At 66.2% G+C, this 23,808-nt stretch carries 24 protein-coding genes and 3 tRNA genes; 14 read left to right on the plus strand and 13 right to left on the minus strand.

The window, feature by feature from the left end; all coding sequences use genetic code 11:
• Positions 1 to 182 precede the first annotated feature (182 nt).
• The 4 genes from rpmG to NA10_RS11360 all read right to left on the minus strand — a co-directional run bounded on the left by rpmG (position 183) and on the right by NA10_RS11360 (position 931).
• Positions 183 to 353 (minus strand): 50S ribosomal protein L33, encoded by a 171-nt coding sequence (rpmG, locus tag NA10_RS35460; protein ID WP_029925945.1) that lies wholly within the window; start codon positions 351 to 353, stop codon positions 183 to 185.
• Positions 354 to 399: 46 nt separating this feature from the next.
• Positions 400 to 472 (minus strand) — tRNA-Met (locus NA10_RS11350).
• 75 nt (positions 473 to 547) lie between these two features.
• Positions 548 to 620, minus strand: a tRNA-Thr gene (locus NA10_RS11355).
• 228 nt (positions 621 to 848) lie between these two features.
• Positions 849 to 931, minus strand: a tRNA-Tyr gene (locus NA10_RS11360).
• Positions 932 to 1,070: 139 nt separating this feature from the next.
• Here NA10_RS11360 and NA10_RS11365 point away from each other — a divergent pair.
• Positions 1,071 to 1,562, plus strand: coding sequence for a YajQ family cyclic di-GMP-binding protein (locus NA10_RS11365; protein WP_067566989.1), 492 nt, complete (start codon positions 1,071 to 1,073; stop codon positions 1,560 to 1,562).
• Here the strand turns inward: NA10_RS11365 and htpX are convergent.
• Both htpX and NA10_RS11375 read right to left on the minus strand, forming a co-directional pair.
• Complete coding sequence (htpX, locus tag NA10_RS11370; RefSeq protein ID WP_084514533.1) at positions 1,559 to 2,461, minus strand: zinc metalloprotease HtpX; 903 nt, start codon at positions 2,459 to 2,461, stop codon at positions 1,559 to 1,561. The genes NA10_RS11365 and htpX overlap by 4 nt on opposite strands.
• Positions 2,462 to 2,640: 179 nt before the next feature.
• Positions 2,641 to 3,663: a polyprenyl synthetase family protein gene (locus NA10_RS11375; protein ID WP_067566991.1), complete on the minus strand. Its 1,023-nt coding sequence runs from the start codon at positions 3,661 to 3,663 to the stop codon at positions 2,641 to 2,643.
• A 376-nt stretch (positions 3,664 to 4,039) separates the two neighbouring features.
• On the opposite strand from NA10_RS11375, the gene NA10_RS11380 reads away from it, so the two are divergent.
• Entirely contained in the window at positions 4,040 to 5,314 is a 1,275-nt protein-coding gene (locus NA10_RS11380) for a geranylgeranyl reductase family protein (protein WP_067566993.1), read from the plus strand.
• Positions 5,311 to 5,730: a helix-turn-helix transcriptional regulator gene (locus NA10_RS11385; RefSeq protein ID WP_067566995.1), complete on the plus strand. Its 420-nt coding sequence runs from the start codon at positions 5,311 to 5,313 to the stop codon at positions 5,728 to 5,730. The genes NA10_RS11380 and NA10_RS11385 overlap by 4 nt, the downstream gene beginning before the upstream one ends.
• 14 nt (positions 5,731 to 5,744) lie before the next feature.
• On the opposite strand, the gene NA10_RS11390 is transcribed toward NA10_RS11385, so the two are convergent.
• A complete protein-coding gene (locus NA10_RS11390) occupies positions 5,745 to 7,448 on the minus strand; it encodes a purine-cytosine permease family protein (RefSeq protein ID WP_174562501.1) in 1,704 nt (567 codons plus the stop codon).
• A 118-nt stretch (positions 7,449 to 7,566) separates the two neighbouring features.
• On the opposite strand from NA10_RS11390, the gene NA10_RS11395 reads away from it, so the two are divergent.
• Positions 7,567 to 8,001, plus strand: a complete 435-nt coding sequence (locus tag NA10_RS11395) for a VOC family protein (protein WP_067566999.1) — start codon at positions 7,567 to 7,569, stop codon at positions 7,999 to 8,001.
• Positions 8,002 to 8,109: 108 nt separating this feature from the next.
• Here NA10_RS11395 and NA10_RS11400 read toward each other — a convergent pair whose 3' ends face one another.
• The gene (locus tag NA10_RS11400) at positions 8,110 to 8,613 is read right to left on the minus strand and encodes a DUF2505 domain-containing protein (protein ID WP_067567001.1); all 504 of its coding nucleotides are present in this window, start codon (positions 8,611 to 8,613) and stop codon (positions 8,110 to 8,112) included.
• Between the two features lie 93 nt (positions 8,614 to 8,706).
• Here NA10_RS11400 and NA10_RS11405 point away from each other — a divergent pair, with 93 nt between their 5' ends.
• The 4 genes from NA10_RS11405 (at position 8,707) to NA10_RS11420 (ending at position 15,582) form a co-directional block, all read left to right on the plus strand.
• Positions 8,707 to 9,138, plus strand: coding sequence for a DUF3592 domain-containing protein (locus NA10_RS11405; protein WP_245677145.1), 432 nt, complete (start codon positions 8,707 to 8,709; stop codon positions 9,136 to 9,138).
• A gap of 9 nt (positions 9,139 to 9,147) precedes the next feature.
• On the plus strand, positions 9,148 to 9,861 hold the full coding sequence (locus NA10_RS11410; protein ID WP_067567003.1) for a demethylmenaquinone methyltransferase: 714 nt from the start codon (positions 9,148 to 9,150) through the stop codon (positions 9,859 to 9,861).
• A gap of 133 nt (positions 9,862 to 9,994) precedes the next feature.
• The gene (locus tag NA10_RS11415) at positions 9,995 to 14,440 is read left to right on the plus strand and encodes a bifunctional nitrate reductase/sulfite reductase flavoprotein subunit alpha (protein WP_067567110.1); all 4,446 of its coding nucleotides are present in this window, start codon (positions 9,995 to 9,997) and stop codon (positions 14,438 to 14,440) included.
• An 80-nt stretch (positions 14,441 to 14,520) separates the two neighbouring features.
• Positions 14,521 to 15,582: an alpha/beta hydrolase gene (locus NA10_RS11420; protein ID WP_084514540.1), complete on the plus strand. Its 1,062-nt coding sequence runs from the start codon at positions 14,521 to 14,523 to the stop codon at positions 15,580 to 15,582.
• On the opposite strand, the gene NA10_RS11425 is transcribed toward NA10_RS11420, so the two are convergent.
• The gene (locus tag NA10_RS11425) at positions 15,579 to 16,613 is read right to left on the minus strand and encodes an aldo/keto reductase (protein WP_067567005.1); all 1,035 of its coding nucleotides are present in this window, start codon (positions 16,611 to 16,613) and stop codon (positions 15,579 to 15,581) included. The genes NA10_RS11420 and NA10_RS11425 overlap by 4 nt on opposite strands.
• A gap of 84 nt (positions 16,614 to 16,697) precedes the next feature.
• On the opposite strand from NA10_RS11425, the gene NA10_RS11430 reads away from it, so the two are divergent.
• Positions 16,698 to 17,318 (plus strand): TetR/AcrR family transcriptional regulator, encoded by a 621-nt coding sequence (locus NA10_RS11430; RefSeq protein ID WP_067567007.1) that lies wholly within the window; start codon positions 16,698 to 16,700, stop codon positions 17,316 to 17,318.
• Between the two features lie 9 nt (positions 17,319 to 17,327).
• Positions 17,328 to 17,561: a DUF8836 family protein gene (locus NA10_RS11435; RefSeq protein ID WP_067567009.1), complete on the plus strand. Its 234-nt coding sequence runs from the start codon at positions 17,328 to 17,330 to the stop codon at positions 17,559 to 17,561.
• Between the two features lie 12 nt (positions 17,562 to 17,573).
• On the opposite strand, the gene NA10_RS11440 is transcribed toward NA10_RS11435, so the two are convergent.
• A complete protein-coding gene (locus tag NA10_RS11440; RefSeq protein WP_157556377.1) occupies positions 17,574 to 18,068 on the minus strand; it encodes a hypothetical protein in 495 nt (164 codons plus the stop codon).
• Positions 18,069 to 18,257: 189 nt separating this feature from the next.
• On the minus strand, positions 18,258 to 18,914 hold the full coding sequence (locus NA10_RS11445) for a hypothetical protein (protein WP_174562502.1): 657 nt from the start codon (positions 18,912 to 18,914) through the stop codon (positions 18,258 to 18,260).
• An 18-nt stretch (positions 18,915 to 18,932) separates the two neighbouring features.
• Here NA10_RS11445 and NA10_RS11450 point away from each other — a divergent pair, with 18 nt between their 5' ends.
• Both NA10_RS11450 and NA10_RS11455 read left to right on the plus strand, forming a co-directional pair.
• Positions 18,933 to 19,112, plus strand: a complete 180-nt coding sequence (locus NA10_RS11450) for a hypothetical protein (protein WP_067567013.1) — start codon at positions 18,933 to 18,935, stop codon at positions 19,110 to 19,112.
• Positions 19,113 to 19,159: 47 nt separating this feature from the next.
• Complete coding sequence (locus NA10_RS11455) at positions 19,160 to 19,417, plus strand: Rv3202a family protein (protein ID WP_067567015.1); 258 nt, start codon at positions 19,160 to 19,162, stop codon at positions 19,415 to 19,417.
• A gap of 3 nt (positions 19,418 to 19,420) precedes the next feature.
• Here the strand turns inward: NA10_RS11455 and menD are convergent, their stop codons facing one another.
• On the minus strand, positions 19,421 to 21,055 hold the full coding sequence (menD, locus tag NA10_RS11460) for a 2-succinyl-5-enolpyruvyl-6-hydroxy-3-cyclohexene-1-carboxylic-acid synthase (protein ID WP_067567017.1): 1,635 nt from the start codon (positions 21,053 to 21,055) through the stop codon (positions 19,421 to 19,423).
• A gap of 88 nt (positions 21,056 to 21,143) precedes the next feature.
• Here menD and NA10_RS11465 point away from each other — a divergent pair, with 88 nt between their 5' ends.
• Positions 21,144 to 21,971 carry a siderophore-interacting protein gene (locus tag NA10_RS11465; RefSeq protein WP_067567019.1) on the plus strand — a complete coding sequence of 276 codons (828 nt, stop codon included), beginning with the start codon at positions 21,144 to 21,146 and terminating at the stop codon, positions 21,969 to 21,971.
• A 75-nt stretch (positions 21,972 to 22,046) separates the two neighbouring features.
• On the opposite strand, the gene NA10_RS11470 is transcribed toward NA10_RS11465, so the two are convergent.
• A complete protein-coding gene (locus NA10_RS11470) occupies positions 22,047 to 22,493 on the minus strand; it encodes a DUF6918 family protein (RefSeq protein WP_067567021.1) in 447 nt (148 codons plus the stop codon).
• A gap of 353 nt (positions 22,494 to 22,846) precedes the next feature.
• Here NA10_RS11470 and NA10_RS11475 point away from each other — a divergent pair, with 353 nt between their 5' ends.
• Positions 22,847 to 23,740 (plus strand): 1,4-dihydroxy-2-naphthoyl-CoA synthase, encoded by an 894-nt coding sequence (locus NA10_RS11475; RefSeq protein ID WP_067567023.1) that lies wholly within the window; start codon positions 22,847 to 22,849, stop codon positions 23,738 to 23,740.
• Positions 23,741 to 23,808: the final 68 nt, after the last annotated feature.

Consider the following 23,808-nt stretch of genomic DNA (forward strand, 5'->3'; position numbering starts at 1 on the left):
CTCGGTGTTGATTGTCACGGCAGAGAGTCACCTATCTGATCCCTTTTCAAGGACCGGCAGAGCGCTGAACCACCGCTATATACACCAAGTGCCGGACCGGGAGCCACTGTCCCCTGGTAGGGGGGACGTAGTGACGAGCCGATCCGGCACTTCTTCCACGCGGTAGAACGCGCGGGGTTAAGTTAGCGAGACTCGCGGTGGGCCCGGTGGGTACCGCAGTTCGGGCAGAACTTCTTGAGCTCGAGACGATCCGGGTCGTTACGCCGGTTCTTCTTGGTGATGTAGTTACGGTGCTTGCACTGCTCGCAGGCCAAGGTGATCTTTGGCCGGATATCAGTGGACTTCGCGGCCACGATGCGCCCTCTTTCCGGTAAGCCTGATGTGGTTAATCAGTATGGGTAGCGATGGCCGGACTTGAACCGGCGACACAACGATTATGAGTCGTTTGCTCTACCAACTGAGCTACACCGCCATGCGAGGATTCGCGGCGGCGATAGCCCGGTCCATCGATCTGGATGCCGAGTCGGTCACCACCGGCAATCCGGCGAGCCCCCTAACGGAATCGAACCGTTGACCTTTTCCTTACCATGGAAACGCTCTGCCGACTGAGCTAAGGGGGCATGTCTGCGTTGCTCGGTCTTTGGAACCGGGCGCTGAAGACTTGAACGAGGTTACACAACATCTCGCCCACTCTCCAAACCGTGTGGTCAGGAGAGGTTTTTACACCGTCTTGAGTGGGTACTCCCCAAATGAGGCCGGCTACCGGTCGACAACGGCGTCGATCACACCCGCGCCACACGGAAAAGCACGAAACCCCCCGGGACCATTGGCCTCGGGGGGTTTCGCGGTGGCAGATGTAGGATTCGAACCTACGTAGGCTTTCGCCGACGGATTTACAGTCCGCTCCCATTGGCCGCTCGGGCAATCTGCCTGGGTACGCCTTGCAGCGCGGTGACGAGAATACATCGAACCCCCGCCCGCAATGCAAACCGGCTGGAAAACGGGGTGCCGGACGGGCTACCTTCGGCGGGGCAATCCCAAAATTTCCGATCTCGGACAGGAGCACAAGCGTGGCCGATTCGTCGTTCGATGTCGTCAGCAAGGTCGACCGTCAGGAGGTGGACAATGCGCTGAACATCGCGGCCAAAGAGCTGGCCACCCGCTACGACTTCCGCGGTACTGGCGCCGGCATCGAATGGTCGGGCGAGGAGAAGATCATCCTCACCGCCGACTCCGAGGACCGGGTCAAGGCCGCGCTGGACGTCTTCAAGGAGAAGCTGATCCGCCGCGATATCTCGCTCAAGGCGTTCGACGCGGGCGATCCGGTGGCCTCCGGGAAGGTGTACAAAATCACAGGCGAGCTGATTCAGGGCATCAGCACCGAGCAGGCGAAGAAGATCGCCAAGAAGATCCGCGATGACGGCCCCAAGGGGGTCAAGGCGCAGATCCAGGGCGAGGAGCTGCGGGTCAGCAGTAAGAGCCGCGATGATCTGCAGGCCGTGCAGTCGCTGCTGCGCAATGGCGATTTCGAGGTCGCGTTGCAGTTCGTGAACTACCGCTAATACTCGCGGGGGCCCGCCGCCGGGCCGCTGGTGCCGCCCGCCATGGCTTCGAGGCGGGCGATGCGGTCCGCCATGGGCGGGTGGGTGGAGAACCAGCGCGCCATTTTGTCGCCCGCCCGGAAGGGATTGGCGATCATCAGGTGCGACTGTGCGGTCAGCTGCGGCTCCGGCGGCAGCGGGGCGGCCTGCACCCCGCGTTCGAGCTTGCGCAGCGCTGACGCCAAAGCCAGGGGGTCGCCCGTGAGGGATGCGCCGTCCTGGTCGGCTTGATATTCGCGCGACCGCGAGACCGCGAGTTTGATGAGCGCGGCCGCGATCGGGCCGAGCAGCGAAACCAGCAGAATGCCAATGACATTCGGGCCCTCGCCGTCGCGATTGCCGCCGAAGGCGCTGGCGAAGAAGGCCAGGTTGGCCAGGCCGGAGATGACCGAGGCGAGGGCGCCCGCGACCGAGGAGATCAGGATGTCGCGGTTGTAGACGTGAGAGAGCTCATGCCCCAGCACCGCGCGTAGCTCGCGCTCGTCCAGGATCTGCAGAATGCCGGTGGTGCAGCAGACCGCGGCGTGCCGCGGATTGCGCCCGGTGGCGAAGGCATTGGGCGCGTTGGTGGGACTGATGTACAGCCTCGGCATGGGTTGCCTTGCGGCGGTGGCCAATTCGCGCACGATGCGATACATGACCGGGGCCTCGAGTTCGGTCACCGGTTGGGCGTGCATGGCCTTCAACGCGAGTTTGTCGCTGTTGAAGTAGGCGTACGCGTTCATGCCCACGGCCAGCAGAATCGACAGGATCAGGATTGTCGGACTGCGGAACATGGCTCCGGCGAACACGATCAGCGCCGACATGCCGACCAACAGTCCGAAAGTCTTCACACCATTGGCGTACCCGTGCGAATGCAACTGTCCCGCCTCTCCGCGTCTTCAGGCCTGCCACTGACGTGCCGCGAGACTCAGTTCCAGGACTCCGCCGGGTGCCCGGCCTGTTCTGGGCGTACCCGAGGAGTTACCGCACCTCACGAAATCAGTTGTCATCTTACGTAACACCTGGTCAACGCCTCGGGTAGGCCAGAAGTTCCCCGCTAGCCGACCCGTTCGATGGTGTAACGAACCAGCCGCTCCAGGGCCTCGTTGGCGGGTCCGCCGGGCAGGGCGGAGAGTTCGGCGTGCGCGGTATCGGCGTAGCCCTGCAACTTCTCCTTGGCCAGCACCATGCCGCGCGAGCGCGAGAGCAGGTCCAGCGCCTCCTCGACCTCGGCATCGGTCTCGAGCGGGCGGGCCAGCAGTTTGCGCAGGCGGTCGCCCTCGGAGCCCTCGTCGCGCAGGGCGTAGAGCACCGGCAGGGTGTGCACGCCCTCGCGCAGATCGGTGCCGGGGGTCTTGCCGGACTGCTCGGACACCGAGGAGATGTCGATGATGTCGTCGGAGATCTGGAAGGCGGTGCCGACCGCGTCGCCGAGCCGGGCCAGCCGTTCCACGTGTTCGAGGCCCGCGCCGGAGAAGGTGCCCCCGAAGCGCCCCGAAGCGGCGATCAACGATCCGGTCTTCTCCCAGACCACGCGCAGGTAGTGCTCGACCGGATCCTGGGAGTCGCGCGCGCCGATGGTCTCGCGCATCTGGCCGGTGACCAGTTCGGCGAAGGTTTCGGCGATGATGCGCACCGCGTCCGGGCCGAGGGTGGAGACCAGGCGGGAGGCGTGCGCGAACAGGTAGTCCCCGGCCAGGATGGCGACGCTGTTGCCCCAGCGCGAGTTCACGCTGGGCGCACCGCGGCGGATCGGGGCCTCGTCCATGACATCGTCGTGATAGAGGGTGGCCAGGTGTACGAGTTCGACCACCGTCCCCGCGGTGATCAGGTCCGGACTGTCCGGATTGGGGCCGAGCTGCCCGGTGAGAATGGTGAACAGCGGACGGAAGCGCTTACCGCCCGCCTTGGCCAGGTGCAGCGCCGCCTCCTGCAGAAAATCCTCCCCGTCGGACAGCTCGGTGATCAGCAGGTCCTCGACTTCGACCAGACCCTTACGCACTGTTACCGCGAGCTCGGGATCGCCGAGATCCACCCCCGCCACCACCGTGCTCTCATCGCTCACAGCCGATGCGCTCATTTCATCTCCCAGTGCCGCGTCCGACCCCACGCCAAAGAACCTAGCGTGTGGACACCCAGCCCCCTATGGACACCACCGTAGTGCGACCGACGGAACACTGTGCTTATCTGCCCTTCGCTTCGCTGCGGGCGGGGTTCGCGGCCCTGAAGTCCCGGTTCTTCCCTCCCTCCGCTTTATCTGCCCTCCGCTTCGCTCCGGGCGGGTTCGCGGCCCTGAAGTCCCGGTTCTTCCCTCCCTCCGCTCCCCCGCTGCGCTCCTCCGCTCCACTCAGTCCAGAACCGGGACGGCCGCGAACCTTTGGGGAATCGGGTTGGGTGTTCGTGCAGAGGGGTAACCCCGTCGACTGTGGTTGCGGTGGGCTGCGAGTATTGGGGCTATGGGTTCAGCGGGAATCGGTTCGGAGCAGGGGCACTCGTCGAATGTGCTGCCGTCGCATGCCGATGTGCTGGTGGTCGGGGCGGGGCCGGCCGGGTCGGCGGCGGCGGCGTGGGCGGCGCGGGCGGGACGTGATGTGCTGCTCGTCGATTCGGCGGTGTTCCCGCGGGATAAGACCTGTGGGGATGGGCTGACGCCGCGGGCTACCGCCGAGTTGGAGAATTTGGGGCTCGGGGACTGGGTGCGCGCGCATACGGTCAATCACGGGTTGCGGATGGCGGGGTTCGGGCGCGAGGCGCTGCTGCCGTGGCCCAAGGGTTCCTTCCCGGTGTACGGAAGCGCTGTTCCGCGAACCGAACTCGACGACAAGCTGCGCGATACCGCGGTGAAGTTCGGCGCGCGGATGGTCGAGGGCGCGAAGGTCGTGGAGGTGGCGCGGGAGGGTGATCGGGTCACCGGGGTCACCGTCAAGACCGAGGCGGGGCTGCGCGTGGTCTCCTGCGAGGTGCTGATCGTCGCCGACGGTGTGCGGTCGCCGGTGGGAAAGCTGTTGGGCCGCACCTGGCATCGCGAGTACGCCTACGGGACGGCGGCGCGGGCGTACATCAAGTCCGAGCGGCACGATGACCCCTGGATCACCTCGCATCTGGAATTGCGGGACGGCAACAACGAATTGGTGCCGGGCTACGGGTGGGTGTTCCCGCTCGGCAATGGTGAGGTCAATATCGGGGTCGGTTCGCTGGCCACCGAGCAGCGGCCCTCGCATATCGCATTGAAACCGCTGCTGCAGCACTATGTCTCGCTGCGCCGGCAGGAGTGGGGTTTCGACGGTGAGGCGCGCGCGGTGGCTTCGGCGCTGCTGCCCATGGGCGGTGCGGTATCGAATGTGGCCGGGCGCAATTGGGTGCTGGTCGGCGATGCGGCGGGCTGTGTGAATCCGCTGAACGGTGAGGGCATCGACTACGGACTCGAAGGCGGGCATATGCTTTCGGACCTGCTGGACGAACCGGATCTGACCCGGATCTGGCCCGAACTGCTGCGGGCGCGCTACGGTCGCACCTATTCGGTGGCGCGGCGGTTGGCGGCGCTGGCCACCCATCCGCGGGCGGTGCCGTTCGGCGGTCCGCCGGTCATGCGGTCACAGCTGTTGCAGCGCACCGCCGTTCGGGTGATGGGCAATCTGGTCACCGATGAGGATCTGGATCTGACCGCCCGGCTGTGGCGGGGCGCGGGTCGCGCGTCGATGCGATTCGACAAACTCCAGCCGTTCGCATGACGCCCCGGCCGGTTCCCGAGGAGCTGCTCCCGCATTTGCGGCGCGCCCGGGATCTGGCCGATCGGAACTACGCGGAGCCTTTGGATCTGGAGGCGCTGGCGGCGGCCGCGAGGGTGTCGAAGTATCACTTTCTGCGCTGTTTCGCCGCGACCTACGGTAAGACTCCCGCGCTGTATCTGGCCGAGCGGCGGATCGAGCGGGCGCAGGATCTGTTGCGCGCCACCAATATCACCGTCACCGAGGCGTGCATGATGGTCGGCTACAGCAGTCTGGGTTCGTTCAGTCGCAAGTTCACCGAACTGGTGGGGATGTCGCCCTCGGAGTATCAGGCCAAGTTCGCCGCCGAGGGCGCTCCCCATATTCCGGGCTGCTACATCTTCATGCACGGTCTCTCGGATCGGAAACCGCCGCGGTAGCAGCGTCTTTCAGGTCACTGCGGCGGCAGGACGTGGATGCCGGACTTATCGGTCGAGAGTGCCAGTGAGCTGATGTACTGGATTTCGCCCCCGGGTCCGGGGATCGGGGAGGCGATCATGTCCGGGCGTTCGAAGTCCATGCCGGTGATGTGGCAGGTGAGCGTCGCACCGGACGGATTGCCGTGTTCGTCGAACATGGGCGCGGCGATGCCGTCGTCGGTGCGGCGCAGGTAGTACTTGCCCCCGGTGAGAATCGCGGTGAGCGGGGTGGCCACGAGGGACACGAGGACCGCGATGATCGGTGAGTACGGCTTCAAGGTCTCACCGAAGAGCCCGAAGAAGGTCATGATGGACAGCACGGCCGAGAGTCCGAAGCCGATCAGGCCGACCGGGTTGTAGTCGTAGAGCATGCCGCGCCGGAACTCCGGCTGCTTCGGCGAGATCTTCAGCAGGTACTTGTTGACCGCGATATCCGTTGCGACGGTGACGATCCAGGCGATACCGCAGTTGGCGTAGAAGCCGAGGATATTGTTCAGGAAGTTGAACATATCGGCTTCCATGAGAATCAGCGCGATGAGCAGATTCAAGCCCAGGAAGACCAGTCGGCCCGGATAGTTCTTGGTGATACGGGTGAAAGAGTTGGTCCAGGCCAGCGAGCCCGAATAGGCGTTGGTGACATTGATTTTGATCTGGCTGATGACCACCAGCACCACGGCCAGGGTCATGGCGAGCCAGGCGGGCATCATGTCCCGGTAGATCTCCAGGAACTGGCGCACCGGCTGATTCGCGATGTCCTGCGCGCCGGGCAGATTCGCGATCAGGTACACCGCGAGGAACAGTCCCACCACCTGCTTGATCGCGCCGAACAGCACCCAGCCGGGTCCGGCCAGCAGCATCCAGCCCCACCAGCTGCGCGTGTTCTCCGGGGTTTTGGGCGGCATGAAGCGCAGGTAGTCGATCTGTTCGGCGATCTGCGCGATGAGCGACAGGCACACGCCCGCGGCGAGCAGCGCACCGGTCAGGCTCACGCCCTGGCCGTCCTTACCGCCGTAGGACAGGAAGGCGCCGACCGAATCCGGGTGCCGCACCAGCAGGAACACGAAGGGCAGCACCATCAGGACGAGCCACAGCGGCGTGGTCCAGACCTGGAGTTTGGTGAGCGTCTTCATGCCGTAGATGACCAGCGGGAAGATCAACAGCGTGGAGGCCAGATAGCCGAGCGGAAGTGGTACGTGCAGGCCGAGTTTCAGGCCCTGCGCCATGATCGAGCCCTCGAGCGCGAAGAAGATGAAGGTGAAGGACGCGAACACCACATTGGTGACGATCGAACCCTTGTAGCCGAAGCCGCTGCCGCGGGTGATCAGATCCAGATCGATGTTGTAGCGCGCGGCGTAGTAGGCCAGCGGAAACCCGGTCAGCATGATGACGAGGGCGAAGATGCCGATGCCCAGCAGCGCGTTTCCGGTGCCGTTGGCGATGCCGATATTGGCGCCGATGGAGAAATCGGCGAGGTAGGCGATGCCGCCGAGCGCGGAGACTCCGACGACGGCCGGACTCCAGGTGCGGTAACTGCGCGGGGCGAAACGGAGGGTGTAGTCCTCCAGCGTCTCCTTGGTTGCCGCGACGGAATTCGCCGGGCGGGTATCGACTTCGACCACCGGTGCTCCTCGATCCTGCTCGTGCTGAGTGGTTGCCGAGGTCGAGGGTTGCCCGCTCATGTAGAGCCGGGTTTGCGGTCCTATTGCGTGCGGGTTACGTCACACTCACAGCGGACTCGGTCGCGACACCGCAATTTCGGAGAAGCGCCGCGGGCGGCCCGGTCCATAGCCTGATGCCATGACGACGATTACGAACGTTTCCCTCACCACCGTCTACGTGACCGATCAGACCGCGTCCAAGCGCTGGTACATCGACAATCTCGGCTTCGTGGAGGTCAGCGATATCACCATGGGCGACAATGGTTTTCGCTGGGTGACGGTGGCGCATCCGGATCATCTGGAGCTGGAGGTCACGCTCATGATCCCGGGGCCGCCGCTGGATGAGAATCTGGCCGAGGCGATCCGCCGGTCCATGGCCAATGGCACGCACGGCGCGCTGGGATTGCGGACCGAGAACTGCCAGAAGACCTTCGAGGAGCTGACCGCCAAGGGGGTGGAGTTCGTGCAGCCGCCGTCCGAGCGCCCGTACGGCGTGGAGGCGATCATTCGCGACAACTCCGGGAACTGGCTGGTGCTCACCGAACCGCGCGAATTCGATCCGTCGCGGGGCTAGGCGGGCCGGTGCCGCCGAGAATCCCGTAGCCGCGGGTGGGCGCGGCCACGGGGTACCCCTCGAAGGTGAGAATCAGCCTGGCTCAGGTGTTCTCGATCTTTCGGCGGCTCAGGCGTTCTGCGCTGCGAACCAGGCCTCGACGGACTTGCGCTCGCTGTTCATCACCTTCTCCAGCAGGTTCTCCACCAGCGGTTCGATGGCGCCGCCGACCAGCGGGACCTTGACGGTCACGGTGCCCGCGGCCTCGATCTCCGAACCCGCGGCGGTGGGCCGCAATTCGAAGGTGCCGGCCATTTCGGTGGTGATGCCGCCGGAGGAGCCGTCGAAGGAGCCCCTGGCGGTATCGCCTTCGAGGGCGCCCCAGGTGTCGGTGCGCTCGAGCACGAGATCGCTCTTGAGGACCTTCTTGACCAGGCCGGGAATCTTGTCTTCGGGTGCTTTTTCGGTCATATGAATGCGGATGGTGCCGGGGCCGTCGGGGTGCGACAGCTCCAGTGTTGCGGTGGAGGCGTCGGCGAACCGCGCGTTCCACATCTCGTCGTTGGTCAGTGCCCGGTGAAGCTCTTCTACCGGAACGCTGTACTGCACGGTGAAGCTGAATTTACGGGACATGGCGGCAACCGTAGTCCAGTCATGGAATAGCCTGGTGAAGTGTCGGAAACCAGCCAGTCTGTCAGCCGGGCTCAGCGCTTCCGCCGGCCTCGGATGACGATCGCCACACTCGCCTGCGCGATCAGTGTGCTCGCGGTGCTGCTGGTGCTGGCGGCCTGGCGCGATGATCACCTCATCAGCTCGAATATGGGCGTGACCAGCGCGGAAGTGCTATCGGCCGGTACCCTGCGATCGGCGGTCACCTTCGTGACGCCCGATGGGGAGACACATAATCCGAAGGTCGGCGTGCTCTATCCGACCAAGCTCACCCAGGGCGAGCGCATCAATGTCGAATACCGGCGCAGCGATCCGGACCTGGTGCGGGTGGCGGGTCGCGATGCGCGTGTCGCGATCATCCCCGCACTGTCGGTGATCCTGGTGAGCTGGGCGGTGGCCATTCCGGCATTGTGGCTGCTCGGGTCGCCGCCGGCCGGGTGGGTCGGCGCGATCCGGAGGCGATGGTCGCGCACTCGCGTCGCGGGCTAATGTGCGGGTGTGGCGAAAACAGAGCGGCGGGAATTGGTTCGGGCCTCGTTGGACAAGCAGCCGCATGAGGTGGCGTCCATGTTCGACGGTGTCGCGAAGCGGTACGACCTCACCAATACCCTGATTTCGGGCGGTCAGGATCGCTATTGGCGCTGGGCGACGCGAAAAGCCTTGGCGCTGCGGCCCGGTGAGCGGGTGCTGGATCTGGCGGCCGGGACCGGCGTCTCCACGCTCGAACTGTCCAAGTCCGGGGCGTGGTGTGTGGCCGCCGATTTCTCCCAGGGCATGCTGGCCGCCGGACGCTTCCGCAAGGTGCCGATGGTGGCGGGCGATGCCATGGCGCTGCCGTTCGCCGATGCCTCCTTCGACGCGGTGACCATTTCGTACGGGCTGCGCAATGTCGCCGATCCGGATCTGGCGCTGCGTGAAATGCTGCGCGTCACCAAGCCGGGCGGACGGTTGGTGGTGGCCGAGTTCTCCACCCCGACCTTCGCGCTCTTCCGGACCGTCTACATGGAGTACCTGATGAAGGCGCTGCCCGCGGTGGCGAAGAAGGTCTCCAGCAATCCCGATGCCTACGTATATCTGGCCGAATCGATTCGGGCCTGGCCGACGCAGTCGCAGCTGGCCCTGCGCATTGCCGATGCGGGCTGGTCGCAGGTGAAGTGGCGTAATCTCTCCGGCGGCGCCGTGGCGTTGCATCGCGGCTACAAATTGGGCTGATCCGCCCCGCGCGGTGTTCTGCCTCACAGCGTTCGCGCACCTCACGGTGGCCGCAATCGATTGTGAGGGGGATTGTCACCTGACGATAACCTTCGGGCAATCCGCCGCAATCGGGGATGACGAAGATCGGATCATGCCTGATTCCAGTGCTACCCCGCCGAGCATTCGAACCGCGTGCTCGTACTGCGGAGTGGGCTGCGGTATCACCGTGCGCACCGAGGCCGATGCCTCCAGCGCCCGGGTGATCGCGAAGGTGAGCGGCGACAAACTGCATCCGGTCAATGCCGGGCGGCTCTGCACCAAGGGCGCCACGCACGCGGACCTGATGCGGACGCGGGGGCGGATGGAGTCCGCGTACCGGCGTCCCGAGCGCGGGCAGTCGCCGGTCCCGCTGCCGGTCGACGAGGCGGTGCTGGAGGCGGCGCAGCGCTTGCGCGCCATCCTGGACGAGCACGGGCCGGACTCGATCGCCATGTACGTCTCCGGGCAGCTCTCCATCGAAGCCCAGTACCTGGCAACGAAATTGGCCAAGGGCCACCTGCGCACCGTGCATATGGAGGCCAATTCGCGGCTGTGCATGGCCGGTGCGGCCACCGGGTACAAACAATCCTTCGGCGCGGACGGCCCGCCCGGATCGTATGACGATATCGATCACGCGGATCTGTTCTTCGCCATCGGCGCGAATATGGCCGACTGCCATCCGATTCTGTTCCTGCGCATGGCCGATCGGTGCAAAGCGGGCGCGAAACTCATTGTGGTGGATCCGCGGCGCACCGATACCGCCGCGCGCGCGGATCTGTTCCTGCAGATCAGACCGGGTACGGATCTCGCGCTGCTGAACGGGCTGCTGTACCTGTTGATCGAGAACGGCGCGATCGACGCGGAATTCATCGCCGAGCACACCGAGGGCTGGGAGTCGATGCCGGACTTCCTGGCCGACTACTCCCCCGACCTGGTCGCGCAGCTGACCGGCGTACCCGAGGCCGATATTCGCACCGCCGCCGAGTGGATCGGCGCGGCGGACGAATGGATGTCGCTGTGGACCATGGGCGTGAATCAATCCACGCACGGCACCTGGACCACCAATGCCATCATCAATCTGCATCTCGCCACCGGCGCGATCTGCCGCACCGGGTCCGGGCCGTTCTCCCTGACCGGGCAGCCCAATGCCATGGGCGGGCGCGAAATGGGTTATATGGGACCGGGATTGCCGGGTCAGCGCAGCCTACTCGCGGCGGCGGACCGGGAGTTCGTGGAGACCGCGTGGGGGCTGCCGCCCGGCACCATTCGCACCGAGGCCGGGCCGGGGACGGTGGACATGTTCCACGGTCTCGCCGACGGGAGTATCAAGGCGTGCTGGATCGTATGCAGCAATCCCGTTGCCTCCATGGCCAATCGGCGCAATGTGATCGCCGGGCTGGAGGCCGCGGAGCTGGTGATCGCCCAGGATGTGTACACCGATACCGCCACCAACGCCTACGCCGATCTGCTGCTGCCCGCCACGCTGTGGGCGGAATCCGATGCGGTGATGGTGAATTCGGAGCGCACGCTGACGCTGCTGCGGCAGTCGGTGGAGCCGATCGGTGCCGCCCGGCCGGATTGGCGGCTCATAGCCGATATCGCCGCGGCCATGGGATTCGACGGCTTCGACTATGCGAACAGCGCCGAGATCTTCGAGGAGATCCGGCAATTCAGCAATCCGGCGACGGGATACGACCTGCGCGGCATCAGCTATGACGCCCTGCGCGACGGGCCGATGCAGTGGCCGTGCCCGGATCCGGCACGGCGGCGCAATCCGATTCGCTATGTGAACGACGGTGTCAGTCAGGAGCTGTTCGTCGACGCCGAGGGTCGGCGGCCACGCCTGGCCTTCGCGACGCCCAGCCGCCGGGCGGTGTTCTATCCGCGACCGCATCTGCTGCCCGCCGAAATGCCGGACGCGGATCACCCGTTCGTGCTCAATACCGGTCGGGTGCAACATCAATGGCACACCATGACCAAGACCGGGAAGATCGCGAAACTGGTCAAACTCAATGGCGAGCCGTTCGTGGAGGTGCATCCCGGGGACGCCGCCACCCTCGAGATCCGCGACGGCGACCAAGTAGAGATCGCGTCCCGGCGCGGACGGGCCGTGCTGCCCGCGCGAATCAGCGATCGGGTGCTCCCCGGGAATTGCTTCGCGCCCTTCCACTGGAATGACGAGCAGGGCGAATACCTGACCATCAATGCCGTCACCAATGACGCGGTCGATCCCGCCTCCCTGCAACCGGAGTTCAAGGCGTGCGCGGTGCGGCTGCGCAAGGTCGCGACCGTGTCCACCACCGTCCGGCCCGATACCGGCACGACGGGGGTTCCGAACCTACCCCCGCAGGATACGAACCGAATCGACCAGAGTCCGAGCGGACCCGAGGGCGGCCGATTCGGCAGTCGGCACGGGTCGTACGGAACGCCTGCGGGTACGACGGCCGAGGGAGGCTCGCACGGGCCACATCCGCTGGCGGCCATGCTCGGCCTGGAACGCCCCGCCGCACCGACGCTCAATGAAGCCGAGCGCATCTACCTCGGCGGCTACCTCGCTGCCCTGCAATCGCTTCCGGTGATCGGGGTTCCGGTGCTGCCGGAGACCGCGCCGATCTCCCCCGGCAGCCGGATGTGGATCGACGGTCTGTTGGCGGGCATGTATTCCCGCGCCCCGCAGCCGGGGACGGTAGCGTCGCAGTATCAGCCGGACTCCCTGTTCGGTTCTGCCACAGCTGATTTCGGCACGAACAGCGGCGCGGCGGCGGTCTCGCGAACCGTGACGGTGCTCTGGGCCTCGCAGACCGGCACCGCGGAGGAGTTGGCGGCGGCCGTCGCGACCCGGCTCACCGACACCGCGTTCACCCCTCGGCTCCTCGATATGGACGCCGCTGAGCTCACCGACCTGACCGGCGATGTACTCCTGATCAGCAGCACCTTCGGCGACGGCGGACCGCCGGACAATGGCACGGATTTCTGGGATCGCCTGAGCGAGAGCGAAATCCGGCTGAACGGCCTGCGCTACGCGGTATTCGCGCTCGGCGACTCGTCCTACGAGGACTTCTGCGGCCACGGCCGAAAACTCGACGAGCTGCTGGCGAAACGCGGTGCGACGCGGCTGCTTCCGCGCGTCGACAGCGAACCGGATCACGAATCGCTGTCCGAACAGTGGATCGACGCGGTGACTGCCACACTGGGCAGCGCCGACCCCGGCGCGGACGGCCCCCGGCCCGGTTCCCCGCCACCGGGCGACGGCACCGGGCGCTCCGATTCGAGTGAATTGCCCTCCAGCGCCACGGACTTCGGTGCGCACACCGCGAGCCCGGGAGGATTCACCCCCGGCGCGGCGAACTCCGGCGGATTCGGCCGGACGGCCACCCGCGGGGCGAATGGCCCGGTCACGGGACGCTCCTCGGTCGCGACCTTGCCCGCGCCCCCGTTCACCCGCAATGCGCCGGTGCGGGCGACGCTGGTGCGCAATGAGCTGCTCTCCCGCGCGGGATCCGGAAAAGAGGTGCGGCAGTTCGGATTCGACTTGCGCGGTCTCGACGCGACCTACGAGGTCGGCGATTCGCTCGGTATCCGGCCCGCGAATTGTGCCGCGCTGGTGTCGGAGTGGCTCGCGGTCACCGGGTTGGACGGGACTCGGATGATCGAGGTCGACGATACCGAGCTCACCCTCGCGGAGGCGCTGCGCACCCGCTACGACATCACCAAGGTGAGCGCGGATCTGCTGTCCTTCATCGCGGAACGCAATGCGCATCCGCGCCTGGCCAAACTGTTGCGCAAGGACAATCGCAATGAGCTGGACGGCTACCTGTGGGATCGGCAGCCGGTGGATGTGCTGCGCGACTTTCCGGCCGGAGCGGATCTGGTCGAGTGGCTCGGGGTGCTGAAAAAGCTACAGCCACGGCAGTATTCGATCTCGTCGAGTCCACTGGTGAGCCCGCACGAGGTGCAGTTGACGGTGGGCGTGGTGCGTTATGGCGCACCGGTGACCCCGGGCGCGGCGCGGCGCGGCGGTGTCAGCTCCACCTTCCTGGCGGATCGGGCCGCGCGGGAGGTGCCGATCTTCCTGCAGCGGGCACCGCATTTCCGGCCGCCGCTGGATCCGAACGCGCCGATGATCATGGTCGGTCCCGGTACCGGGATCGCACCGTTCCGCGGATTCCTACAGGAACGACGGGCACTGGGGTGCCGGGGCCGCAATTGGCTGTTCTTCGGCGATCAGCACGCCGCGGACCATTTCTACTACCGCGCCGAACTGGAGGACATGTTCCGCTCCGGATTCCTGACCCGGCTGGATCTGGCCTTCTCACGGGATCAGCGGGAGCGGATCTATGTGCAGCACAGGATGATCGAGCACGGGGCCGAGTTGTGGTCGTGGCTGCGCGACGGCGGGCACTTCTACGTGTGCGGTGACGCCGCACGAATGGCCAAGGATGTCGATGACGCCCTGCTGAAAATCGCCCGGATTCACGGGAAATTGAGTGAGGACGCCGCACTGGCGTTCAAAAAGCAACTGGTCGCCGAGAAACGCTACGTTCGCGACGTGTACTGATTCGCGCCCGCATTTCTCGGGGCAGCGCAGCGGTGGATTCCCGCGGCCGCCGCCCCTACCATGTGAAACGTATATTTTCCATGGAGGGGCGGGTCTTGAACCTACGAATCACCGGGCGCATCGCATTGGCGGCCTTGGCGGCCACCGTATCGATCGGCACGATCGGATATCCCGCGGTGGCGGACGCCCCCTCGGTCGACACGGTGAGCACCGCGGCGACAGCGCCCGACGGTTCCTCTATCAAGAGCGTCGAGATCAAGGACGCCCGGAATGTGCGCTTGACCGTCTTCTCGGCGGCCATGAACCAGACCTTCCCGGTGGATGTGCTGCGCCCCGCGGACACCTCCGCACCCCGGCCCACGCTGTACCTGCTCAATGGCGCGGGCGGTGGCGTCGACGATGCCACCTGGCAATTGCGCACGGACGCACTGGATTTCCTCTCCGACAAGAACATCAATGTGGTACGGATCGTCGGCGGCGCGTTCGCCTGGTACACCGATTGGGTCAAGCCCGATCCGGCGCTGGGCGTGAACAAGTGGGGCACCTATCTGGCCGATGAGCTGCCGCCGCTCATCGACGCGGCGCTGAATACCAATCGGGTCAATGCCATTGCCGGTATCTCCATGGCCGGTCTGCCGATTCTGAATACCGCCATCTCGCATCCCGGCATGTACCGCAGCGCCGCCTCGTACAGCGGTCTCTATCAGACCACCACCCCGATCGCCCGCGCGGCGGTGCGGGCGGTCACCGAGTTGTACGGCGGCGGCGATGTCACGAATATGTGGGGGCCGGAGAACGATCCGCTGTGGGCCGCCAATGACCCCACGCTGAATGCCGAAAAGCTGCGCGGTATCCATCTTTTCATCTCCTCCGGCACCGGAATACCCGGAATCTGGGATATTCCGGGCGGCAAATTCCGGATGGAGCAGCCCGCCGAGACCCCGAAGGTAGTGGCGCTCGGCGGATTCATCGAGGCGAATGTGGAGTTGTCCACCCTCACCCTGCAGCAGAAGCTGGATTCGCTCGGCATTCCCGCCACCTTCAATTACCGCCCCACCGGCACACATTCGTGGGGTTATTGGCAGGAGGACCTGAAGACGTCATGGCCGGTGCTGGCGGCGGGGCTGTACTCCGCGCCCTAGACGGCGGGCGGATTCAGGCGCGCGAAATCCGGGAGCCGGTAGTACGGGTAGTAGGGGTACGGCGGGGTCACCGCACTCGCCTTGTCCAAGCGAGCGATCTGCTCGGCGTCCAGGCTCCAGCCGACCGCGCCGAGGTTCTGCCGCAGTTGCTCCTCATTGCGCGCGCCGACGATGACCGTCGCCACCGAGGGCCGGGTGAGCAGCCAGTTCAGCGCGATCTGCGGGACGGTGCGGCCGGTCTCGGCGGCCAACTCGTCCAGCACGTCGACCACGTCGTAGAGCTTCTGCTCATCCACCGGCGGTCCCGCCTCGGCCGTCCGATGCAGTCGGCTGCCCGCCGGAAGGGGTTGTCCGCGACGGATTCTGCCGGTCAGCCGACCCCAGCCGAGCGGGCTCCACACCACCGCGCCGACGCCCTGATCGATGCCGAGCGGCATGAGCTCCCACTCGTAATCCCGGCCCACCAGGGAGTAGTAGACCTGGTGTGCGACATAGCGCGGGAATCCGTATCGGTCCGCCGCCGCAAGGGATTTCATGAGCTGCCAGCCCGCGAAGTTCGACGCGCCGACGTAGCGGATCTTGCCCGCGCGCACCAGATCGTCCAGTGCCGCAAGGGTTTCCTCCACGGGGGTACCGGCATCGAAGGCGTGCAGTTGGAACAGATCGATGCGATCGGTGCCGAGCCGGGTCAGCGAACCCTCCACCGCCCGGATCAGCCGCGCGCGACCCGAGCCCGCGTCAGAGGGTCCGGGACCGGTGGGCAGGGCGGCCTTGGTGGAGATGAGCAGTTCCTCGCGCCGGCCCCGAATCGCCTCGCCCAGCACCTGTTCCGAGGCGCCGTCGGAGTAGACGTCGGCGGTGTCGAACATGGTGACGCCCGATTCCAGACTGATGTCCACCAGCCGGCGGGCCTGCCGCGCATCGGTATCGCCCCAGGCGCTGAACAGTTCCCCGCGCCCACCGAAGGTACCCGCGCCGAAGCTCAAAGCCGGAACCAGCAGACCTGATGCGCCGAGTCGACGGTACTCCATTGCCCTACTCCTAACGGAACTACAGTTTCATTAACATCGCAGACGCTACACTCCCGAGAACTTAAATGGAACTGGAGGCCCATTATGACGCCGGACACCACCGCCCCCGGCTCGATCCGCCCCGGCGGGCGCACCGCCCGCATCCGCGATGCGGTGCTGCGCGCCGCCGGGGATCTGCTGGCCGAACGCGGCTTCGCGCACCTGGATCTGAGCGAGGTGGCCGCCCGCGCGGAGGTCGGCAAGACCACGGTCTACCGCCGCTGGCGCACCCCCGCCGGACTGGTCGCCGACCTGCTCGTCGATATGGCGGAAACCTCACTGCCGCACAGTGATACCGGCTCGCTGCGCGGTGACCTGCGCGCCAATGCCGATCTGGTGGCAAAAACCCTCACCGACCCGCGTCAAGGCCCGCTGTTCCGCGCCCTGATCGCCGCCGCCACCACCGACGCCGGCACCGCCTCCGCCCTGCACGCCTTCTACGACACCCGGCTGGCCGAATGGTCCGCCTGTATCGAATCCGCCCGCGCCCGAGGCGAAGTCCCACCCGACACCGACCCCCGCGCCGTCCTGTCCGCGGTCTCCGCCCCGCTCTACTACCGCATCCTCACCAGCGCCGCGCCGCTGGACGAGAACACCGTCGCCGCGGCCGTCGAATCAGCCGTAATCGCTGCTCAGACAGGCGTTTTCGTTATACAAGGCCGGTAGAATCGATAGATGAAAGGTGATCGCGTGGAGATTGTCGTCGATACCGGCGACGGTTCCCGAAATTACGAAGTGACAGCCGGCCGAGCCGGTCGACGAGTCGAAGTCCGTATCGCCCGCGGGGTGGTGGAAGTCAGCGAGGTGACCCGCACCGGCACCAATGTCCGAACAGCTCGTTTCATTTCGAGTCGCGTCCTGGCCCTGGTGGAGCACCCCGCCGACAAGGGCCCGCTCGACGGCGGGTGAAGTCCGAACCGCTCAGCGGGTCAGCATCAGGGGCTGATGCGGAAGCAGCTCCACCAGCGCGACGAGATCGCCGTAGGGAACCGAGCCGTTGGCGAAGCGATGCGCCATGCGGGCCAGGGTGGTTCGAGCGCCGTATTTGATGCGCATGCCCTCCCGCATGCGGGCGGCCAACTGGGCATCGCCGATGACGCGGGCGATGCCGTAGTGCTGGCGGGAGCCGAGCGCGGGACGGCCGCGCCAATCGCCCGACTGGATCACCACCCGGCCGTCGTCGGCGAGCTGCTGGGCCTCCGCGCCGTAGGAGGAGAGCAGGAAGGCCAGGCGGCCGAATTCCGCGGGAACTACCAGGTGGGGGGTGGTGGCTATGGTGCCCGGGCCGACGGCGCGGGTGACCAGGACGGATTTGGCGTCCCACCACAGCGAGCCCTCGTACCAGGGGGTGGATCCGCCATGGGGTGTATCGGGTGTCGGTTGAACGGCTGCTTCCGGCGCTGTACGCGATCCCATTCCCACAAGAACTCCCAAACCAGTTGTCGTGCGGTGCCTTTCGAATCCAAAACAGATCCAAATCGGTGACAGGCACGGCAATCAGACCCATCCCGCAAGATCGGTAAGTGCCGCTATTGTCCCGATCACGAGGTTAGCCATATGCCACGGGGTATGCCATAACCCCTGTTCAGGGCGGGGCGGCCGACGCTAGGAAGCGGCGGTGGGAATCTCCACGGTAATTTCTCCGCCGAGGTGATACCCCTGCTCCAATCGCAGTTTGTCACCGCTCCAAAAACGGCCCGGGTCATACCAATTCGGCCGCTTTTCCGGCAGCAATCCCATGGCCTGATAGGTCATGGCGACAATTTCCGCGCAGTACGCGTTCTCCAGTCCGGCCTGCTCGGATTCGCGCCGCGCCTTCGGCAGCGGCACCCGCCCGCGCAGCCATCGACCGGCCAGCGCGCCGGTGGAGGGGAAGGGCATACCGTCGAGCCGGGCCACGGTGCGCAGCACCGCATCCTCCATCTCGGGTGTGACCGGCCGATCCAACTGCCGCAGCCAGCCCCGCTGCCCGTACTCCCCGTGCCAGCGCAGCACGGCCGCGCGCAGATCATGCAACTGCGCGCCGCGATGATGATTGCCGGACCAGACGTCCGGCAGTGCCCGCCCGAGTTCGGCATGCCACATGAGCGCCGGCAGATCGTCGATAACCACCGCCATGCCAACATGATTCACCGGACTGTTGGTCAATCCGCGAATCGCGCGATCGGCCCCCGAATGCCCGCGGAAGAGCCACAGATCCCCGGTGCGAGTCAGTTCGACCGCGGCGTCCAGGCCGATATTCGCGGGCGCGTCGTGTGGCACGGCGACTAGCCTAGGCGCATGCGCCTGTGGAAGATACTCGGTTTGGCCGGTGCCGCGGGTGTCGCGGCGACCGGTGTGGTGATCGTCCGATCCGAACGCAAACGTCGCGCCTACACCCCCGACCAGGTACGCGACCGCCTGCACACCCGGTTGGCCGATCAGGTTGCCGACTCCGGTGCAACGGAGCATCCTCGGTAGTGCCCGACTTCACCCGGCAGCGCCGATGAGGAGGAGAGGAGCATTCCATGACAGAACGTATCGACGGTGTGCCCGAGGCGGATTACCTCGAACAGCACACCGCGGCATTTCCGGACGACGCCGCGTATCCGGACGCGGACGCCTATCCCGACCGGGACGTACTGGCGGAGACGCTCCTGGAAGCGGATTCCGACATCACCCCGCTCACCGCCGGGGACAGCGGATGGCAGGCCGACGAGGGTGATCTCATCGAGCAGTCCATCCCCGTTCCACAGGACGACGATTACGAACCCGACGCCGGATAGCGCTCAGCCGGCGATACCCGCGCGCACCGTGGCATGCAGTTCCCGGAGGCTGGAGCGTTCCGTGGCCACCTCCAGAACCCTTATGCCGTGGGCGTTTTCGGTGAGCGCCCGGGCCAATTGCGCGGGGTCCAGCTGGCGGTGCGGCACCCGGTAGGCGGCGCACAGCGCCGCCAGGTCCATACCGTGCGGGGTGCCGAAGACGCGTTCGAAGACACCCGCGTACTGCGGGTCGCCCTGTTCCAGCAGTTCGAAGATGCCGCCGCCGTCGTCATTGGCCACCACGATGGTCAGGTCCTCGGGGCGCGGTTCACCCGGGCCGACGAGCAGTCCGGACGCATCGTGCAGGAATGTCAGATCGCCCATCAGGGCGACGGTGCGTCCCGGATGTGTCAGCGCCGCGCCGACCGCCGCCGAGACGGTGCCGTCGATACCGGCCACGCCGCGGTTGGACAGCACCCGGATGCCGGGGCGTGGAGAGGAGACCAGGGCCGAATCGCGCACCGGATTGGACGCGCCGAGCAGCAGCTGATCACCCTCGTGCAGCGCGTCCATCACCACGGCGGCAACATGCAGGCCAGTCGGTTTCGGATGTCCGGCCAGTTCAGCCCGGACCACCGCCACCGCCTTCTCGTTCAGTTCCCTGCATTGCTCCAGCCACTGCGCTCGCGGCGCGCCATAGGTGACCGCACGGGTGCCGGTGCCCACGACATTGCCCGAGACATCGGGCCAGCGCGGCCCGGTGGTGAGCGCGTACACGGTCACCTCGGGATCGGCCAGCACATTGGAGACCTGGCGGTGCAGGGTCGGACGGCCGGTGATGATGGCCTGCTTCGGTTTCAGCAGGCCCAGCGCCAGCGGATGCAGCGGCGGCCCGTGCATGGGCGCGGTGGGCTCGGCGACCGTCGGCAGGGTGGCGAGTTCGGGGCGGTGGCCCGCGCCGTGACCGGAGATGACCACCGTATCCGGGCTCAGGTCGATATCGAGCGGTACGTCCAGGGTCGCGTATTGCGTTGCGGTCCAAGGCCGATCGTCGGCGCGGCCCAGCGGCAGCGGATCGCCCAGGGCCATATCCGGGACGAGCGGTTCACGCAGCGGGATGTCGAAGTGCACGGGTCCGGCATTGCCGGAGCGGGTGCCGCGCGCGGCGGCCAGCACGCGGCAGACCGCCGACCGCCACAGACTGTTCTGCCTGGGGTAGAGGTCTTCGCCGATCTCGATCTCGGCGAGTCCGAGGCTGATGGTCGCGCGCACCTGACTGCCGAAGAGTCCGAGCTGTTCGACGGTCTGATTGGCCCCGCTGCCGAGCATCTCGTACGGCCGGTTGGCGCTGAGCACGATGAGCGGCATACGGGCGTAATTGGCCTCGAGCACCGCGGGACCCAGATTGGCGACCGCGGTTCCGGAGGTCATCACCACCGGAACGGGTCTGCCGCTGGACGCGGTGAGGCCGATGGCCAGGAATCCGGCGCTGCGTTCGTCTATTCGCATATGCAGGCGGATGCGCCCGGCGGCGTCGGCGGCCTGTAATGCGAAGGCCAGCGGGGCATTTCGCGATCCCGGGCACAGGACCACGTCTCGCACACCGCCGCGCGCGAGTTCGTCGACGACGACGTGCGCCTGTGCTGTCGAAGGGTTCACCCTCCCAGCCTCTCAGACAGTCGTTTTCCGCGCTTCGTCAGCCCGCTCACACCTGGTTGTTGAACTTAGGCTTTGCTAACCTAAGCCCATGTCGAAGCGACCCAAATACGTCAAGCCCGAACATCGGGAGATCCTCACCGCGCAGGTCCTGGCGAGCAAGCGGATCAGCCCGAATTTCGTGCGCGTCACCTTGGGCGGGGAGGGATTGGCGGGCTTCACCGCCATGGGATTCGACCAGTGGTTCCGGCTCTTCATGCCGGGCCGCGACGGCAGCCTGAAACTTCCCACCTCCGCCAGCAGCCTGGGCTGGTACGCGCAGTACCTCATGATGGGCAAGGAGCACCGCCCGCTGGTGCGCAATTACACGGTGCGCGACTACCGCGCCGCGGGCTTCGGCGAATTCGGCAGCACCGCCGAACTCGATATCGACTTCTATTCGCACGGCGACGACAGCCCGGCCTCGGCCTGGGCCTCCGGCGCGACGCCCGGCGACAAGGTGGGCCTCCTGGACGAAGGCATCACCTATCAGGCCCCGGAGCACACCGAATGGTCGCTGCTGGTGGGTGACGAGAGCGCACTGCCCGGTATCGCGGGCATTCTGCGCTCCGCCCCGCGCGGACTCGAAGGCGCGGCGTACCTGGAGATCTCGCATGCCGAGGACAAGCAGGAACTCGGTGAACCCGAAGGCGTGCGGGTGCATTGGCTGGTCCGCACCGATCCGCGGGCCCCGACGGGCGCACTGGTCACCGATGCGGTGCGACGCGCGGAGCTGCCCGCCGGGGGCGTCTACGGCTTCGTCGCGGGCGAGCAGAAACTGGCGGCCGGGGTGCGGCGGCATCTGGTGCAGGACCGCGAAATCCCCAAGGCGGACATCACATTCACCGGTTACTGGCGAGTCGGCAAGGCCGCGGGCTGAACGAACCGCGGGCTGAACGAACCGCTGGGAAAACCGAGTTCGCGGCCCCCGATGGGCCGCGAACCGGTCATTTGATCAACCAGCGTGACGCTGCACAAGCGCACCGACGCGCGGAAGCGCCTCGGCCACATGCTTCTTCGCCGAAGACCGCATGGAGTTGTAGACCTTGGTCAGCGCGGGACGCGAGGATGCGGCGGCACGCTCGTCGGTGACCGAGAGCAGCGCCTCGGAGACCTCGTCCTGCTTGGCAACCAGCAGGTCGGCGAACGAGCCCGCGCCGGACGCCTGGTACTCGGACCAGAACGGCTCGAGCGATGCCACGAACTTCGGGATGAAGGACTCCAGTGCATCGCCGACGATGGTCGGGCTGACCTTCTTCACCGCGGCGTAGCCGCCCTTCACGGCGAGCCCCGACGCGCCGCCCTTGTCCGACACCTCAGCATCCAGAACCTCTTTGGCGTCGGCCAGGAAGGCCGGACGCTTGGCGTCATCGAGCAGGGATTCAGACAGTGCTGCAACCACTTTCAGGTTCCTCCGGATAGTTTTTCGATGAACGAGCGCATGGAACTATACGCACCGGTGTCCCCCTGCACACGATGCAGACGCCCTACGACTGCCTAGGCAGCAACTGCACTGTAAAGCCTCCGCAATCAGTTGGCACCCTTTCGATTCCGCGTTATTAACCCGGTCGCCCGACCAGCACTGTCCGCCGCCCCGCGACTTCAAGCGACCGCTTGGGGAGGCCCGCCGGTCGTGCGCCGCGCTCGCGATTACGTACCCAGCGAGTTTCGGGCGTACCCCGGGAGGCGCCCCCGGCGGTACGAAATCAGTCGTCACCTTGCGTTACGCCCTATCGGCCCGGCTATGTTCAGCGGGTGACCTTCAATGAAGCGCTGTGGAAACCCGTCCCTGGATTCGAAGACCTCACCGACATCACCTACCACCGGCATGTCGAGCAGGGGACCGTTCGGATCGCGTTCGACCGTCCCGAAGTTCGTAATGCCTTTCGGCCGCATACCGTGGACGAGCTGTATCGGACGCTCGATCATGCGCGGATGACCTCCGATGTGGGGGCGGTGCTGCTCACCGGTAACGGGCCGAGCCCGAAGGACGGCGGCTGGGCGTTCTGCTCCGGCGGCGATCAGCGGATTCGCGGGCGCAGCGGATACCAGTACGCCGAGGGTGAGACCGCGGACACCGTGGATCCGGCGCGGGCGGGACGGCTGCACATTCTCGAGGTGCAGCGGCTCATCCGATTCATGCCGAAGGTGGTCATCGCACTGGTCAACGGGTGGGCGGCCGGTGGCGGGCACAGCCTGCACGTCACCTGTGATCTGACGCTGGCCAGTCGTGAGCACGCGCGGTTCAAGCAGACCGATGCCGATGTGGGCTCGTTCGACGGTGGTTACGGCAGCGCCTACCTGGCGAAGATGGTGGGGCAGAAGCGGGCTCGCGAGATCTTCTTCCTGGGGCGGCCGTACACCGCCGAGGAGATGCATTTCATGGGTGCGGTCAACGCGGTCGTGGATCACGACGAGCTGGAGAATGTGGCCCTGGAGTGGGCCGCGGAGATTCTCGGCAAATCGCCGCAGGCCATCCGCATGCTCAAGTACGCGTTCAATCTCAGCGATGACGGACTGGTCGGTCAGCAGCTCTTCGCCGGTGAGGCCACCCGCCTGGCCTATATGACCGATGAGGCCGTCGAGGGCCGCGATGCGTTCCTGCAGAAGCGTGACCCGGACTGGTCTCCCTACCCGTACTACTTCTGACACCATGAACCCGACCTCACACACCGGCCCCGAAGGTTCGCGGCCGTCCCGGTTCTGGACTGAGCCGG

It is taken from the genome of Nocardia acidivorans NBRC 108247, assembly GCF_001625085.1.
GTDB classification, from domain to species: domain Bacteria; phylum Actinomycetota; class Actinomycetes; order Mycobacteriales; family Mycobacteriaceae; genus Nocardia; species Nocardia acidivorans.

Coding starts and splice junctions, on each gene's coding strand:
- NA10_RS11375 (WP_067566991.1), bottom strand. CDS start 3,663: ATGAGCGCATCGGCTGTGAGCGATGAGAGCACGGTGGTGGCGGGGGTG.
- NA10_RS11380 (WP_067566993.1), top strand. CDS start 4,040: ATGGGTTCAGCGGGAATCGGTTCGGAGCAGGGGCACTCGTCGAATGTG.
- NA10_RS11385 (WP_067566995.1), top strand. CDS start 5,311: ATGACGCCCCGGCCGGTTCCCGAGGAGCTGCTCCCGCATTTGCGGCGC.
- NA10_RS11390 (WP_174562501.1), bottom strand. CDS start 7,448: ATGAGCGGGCAACCCTCGACCTCGGCAACCACTCAGCACGAGCAGGAT.
- NA10_RS11395 (WP_067566999.1), top strand. CDS start 7,567: ATGACGACGATTACGAACGTTTCCCTCACCACCGTCTACGTGACCGAT.
- NA10_RS11400 (WP_067567001.1), bottom strand. CDS start 8,613: ATGTCCCGTAAATTCAGCTTCACCGTGCAGTACAGCGTTCCGGTAGAA.
- NA10_RS11405 (WP_245677145.1), top strand. CDS start 8,707: ATGACGATCGCCACACTCGCCTGCGCGATCAGTGTGCTCGCGGTGCTG.
- NA10_RS11415 (WP_067567110.1), top strand. CDS start 9,995: ATGCCTGATTCCAGTGCTACCCCGCCGAGCATTCGAACCGCGTGCTCG.
- NA10_RS11420 (WP_084514540.1), top strand. CDS start 14,521: ATGGAGGGGCGGGTCTTGAACCTACGAATCACCGGGCGCATCGCATTG.
- NA10_RS11425 (WP_067567005.1), bottom strand. CDS start 16,613: ATGGAGTACCGTCGACTCGGCGCATCAGGTCTGCTGGTTCCGGCTTTG.
- NA10_RS11430 (WP_067567007.1), top strand. CDS start 16,698: ATGACGCCGGACACCACCGCCCCCGGCTCGATCCGCCCCGGCGGGCGC.
- NA10_RS11435 (WP_067567009.1), top strand. CDS start 17,328: ATGAAAGGTGATCGCGTGGAGATTGTCGTCGATACCGGCGACGGTTCC.
- NA10_RS11440 (WP_157556377.1), bottom strand. CDS start 18,068: ATGGGATCGCGTACAGCGCCGGAAGCAGCCGTTCAACCGACACCCGAT.
- NA10_RS11450 (WP_067567013.1), top strand. CDS start 18,933: ATGCGCCTGTGGAAGATACTCGGTTTGGCCGGTGCCGCGGGTGTCGCG.
- NA10_RS11455 (WP_067567015.1), top strand. CDS start 19,160: ATGACAGAACGTATCGACGGTGTGCCCGAGGCGGATTACCTCGAACAG.
- NA10_RS11465 (WP_067567019.1), top strand. CDS start 21,144: ATGTCGAAGCGACCCAAATACGTCAAGCCCGAACATCGGGAGATCCTC.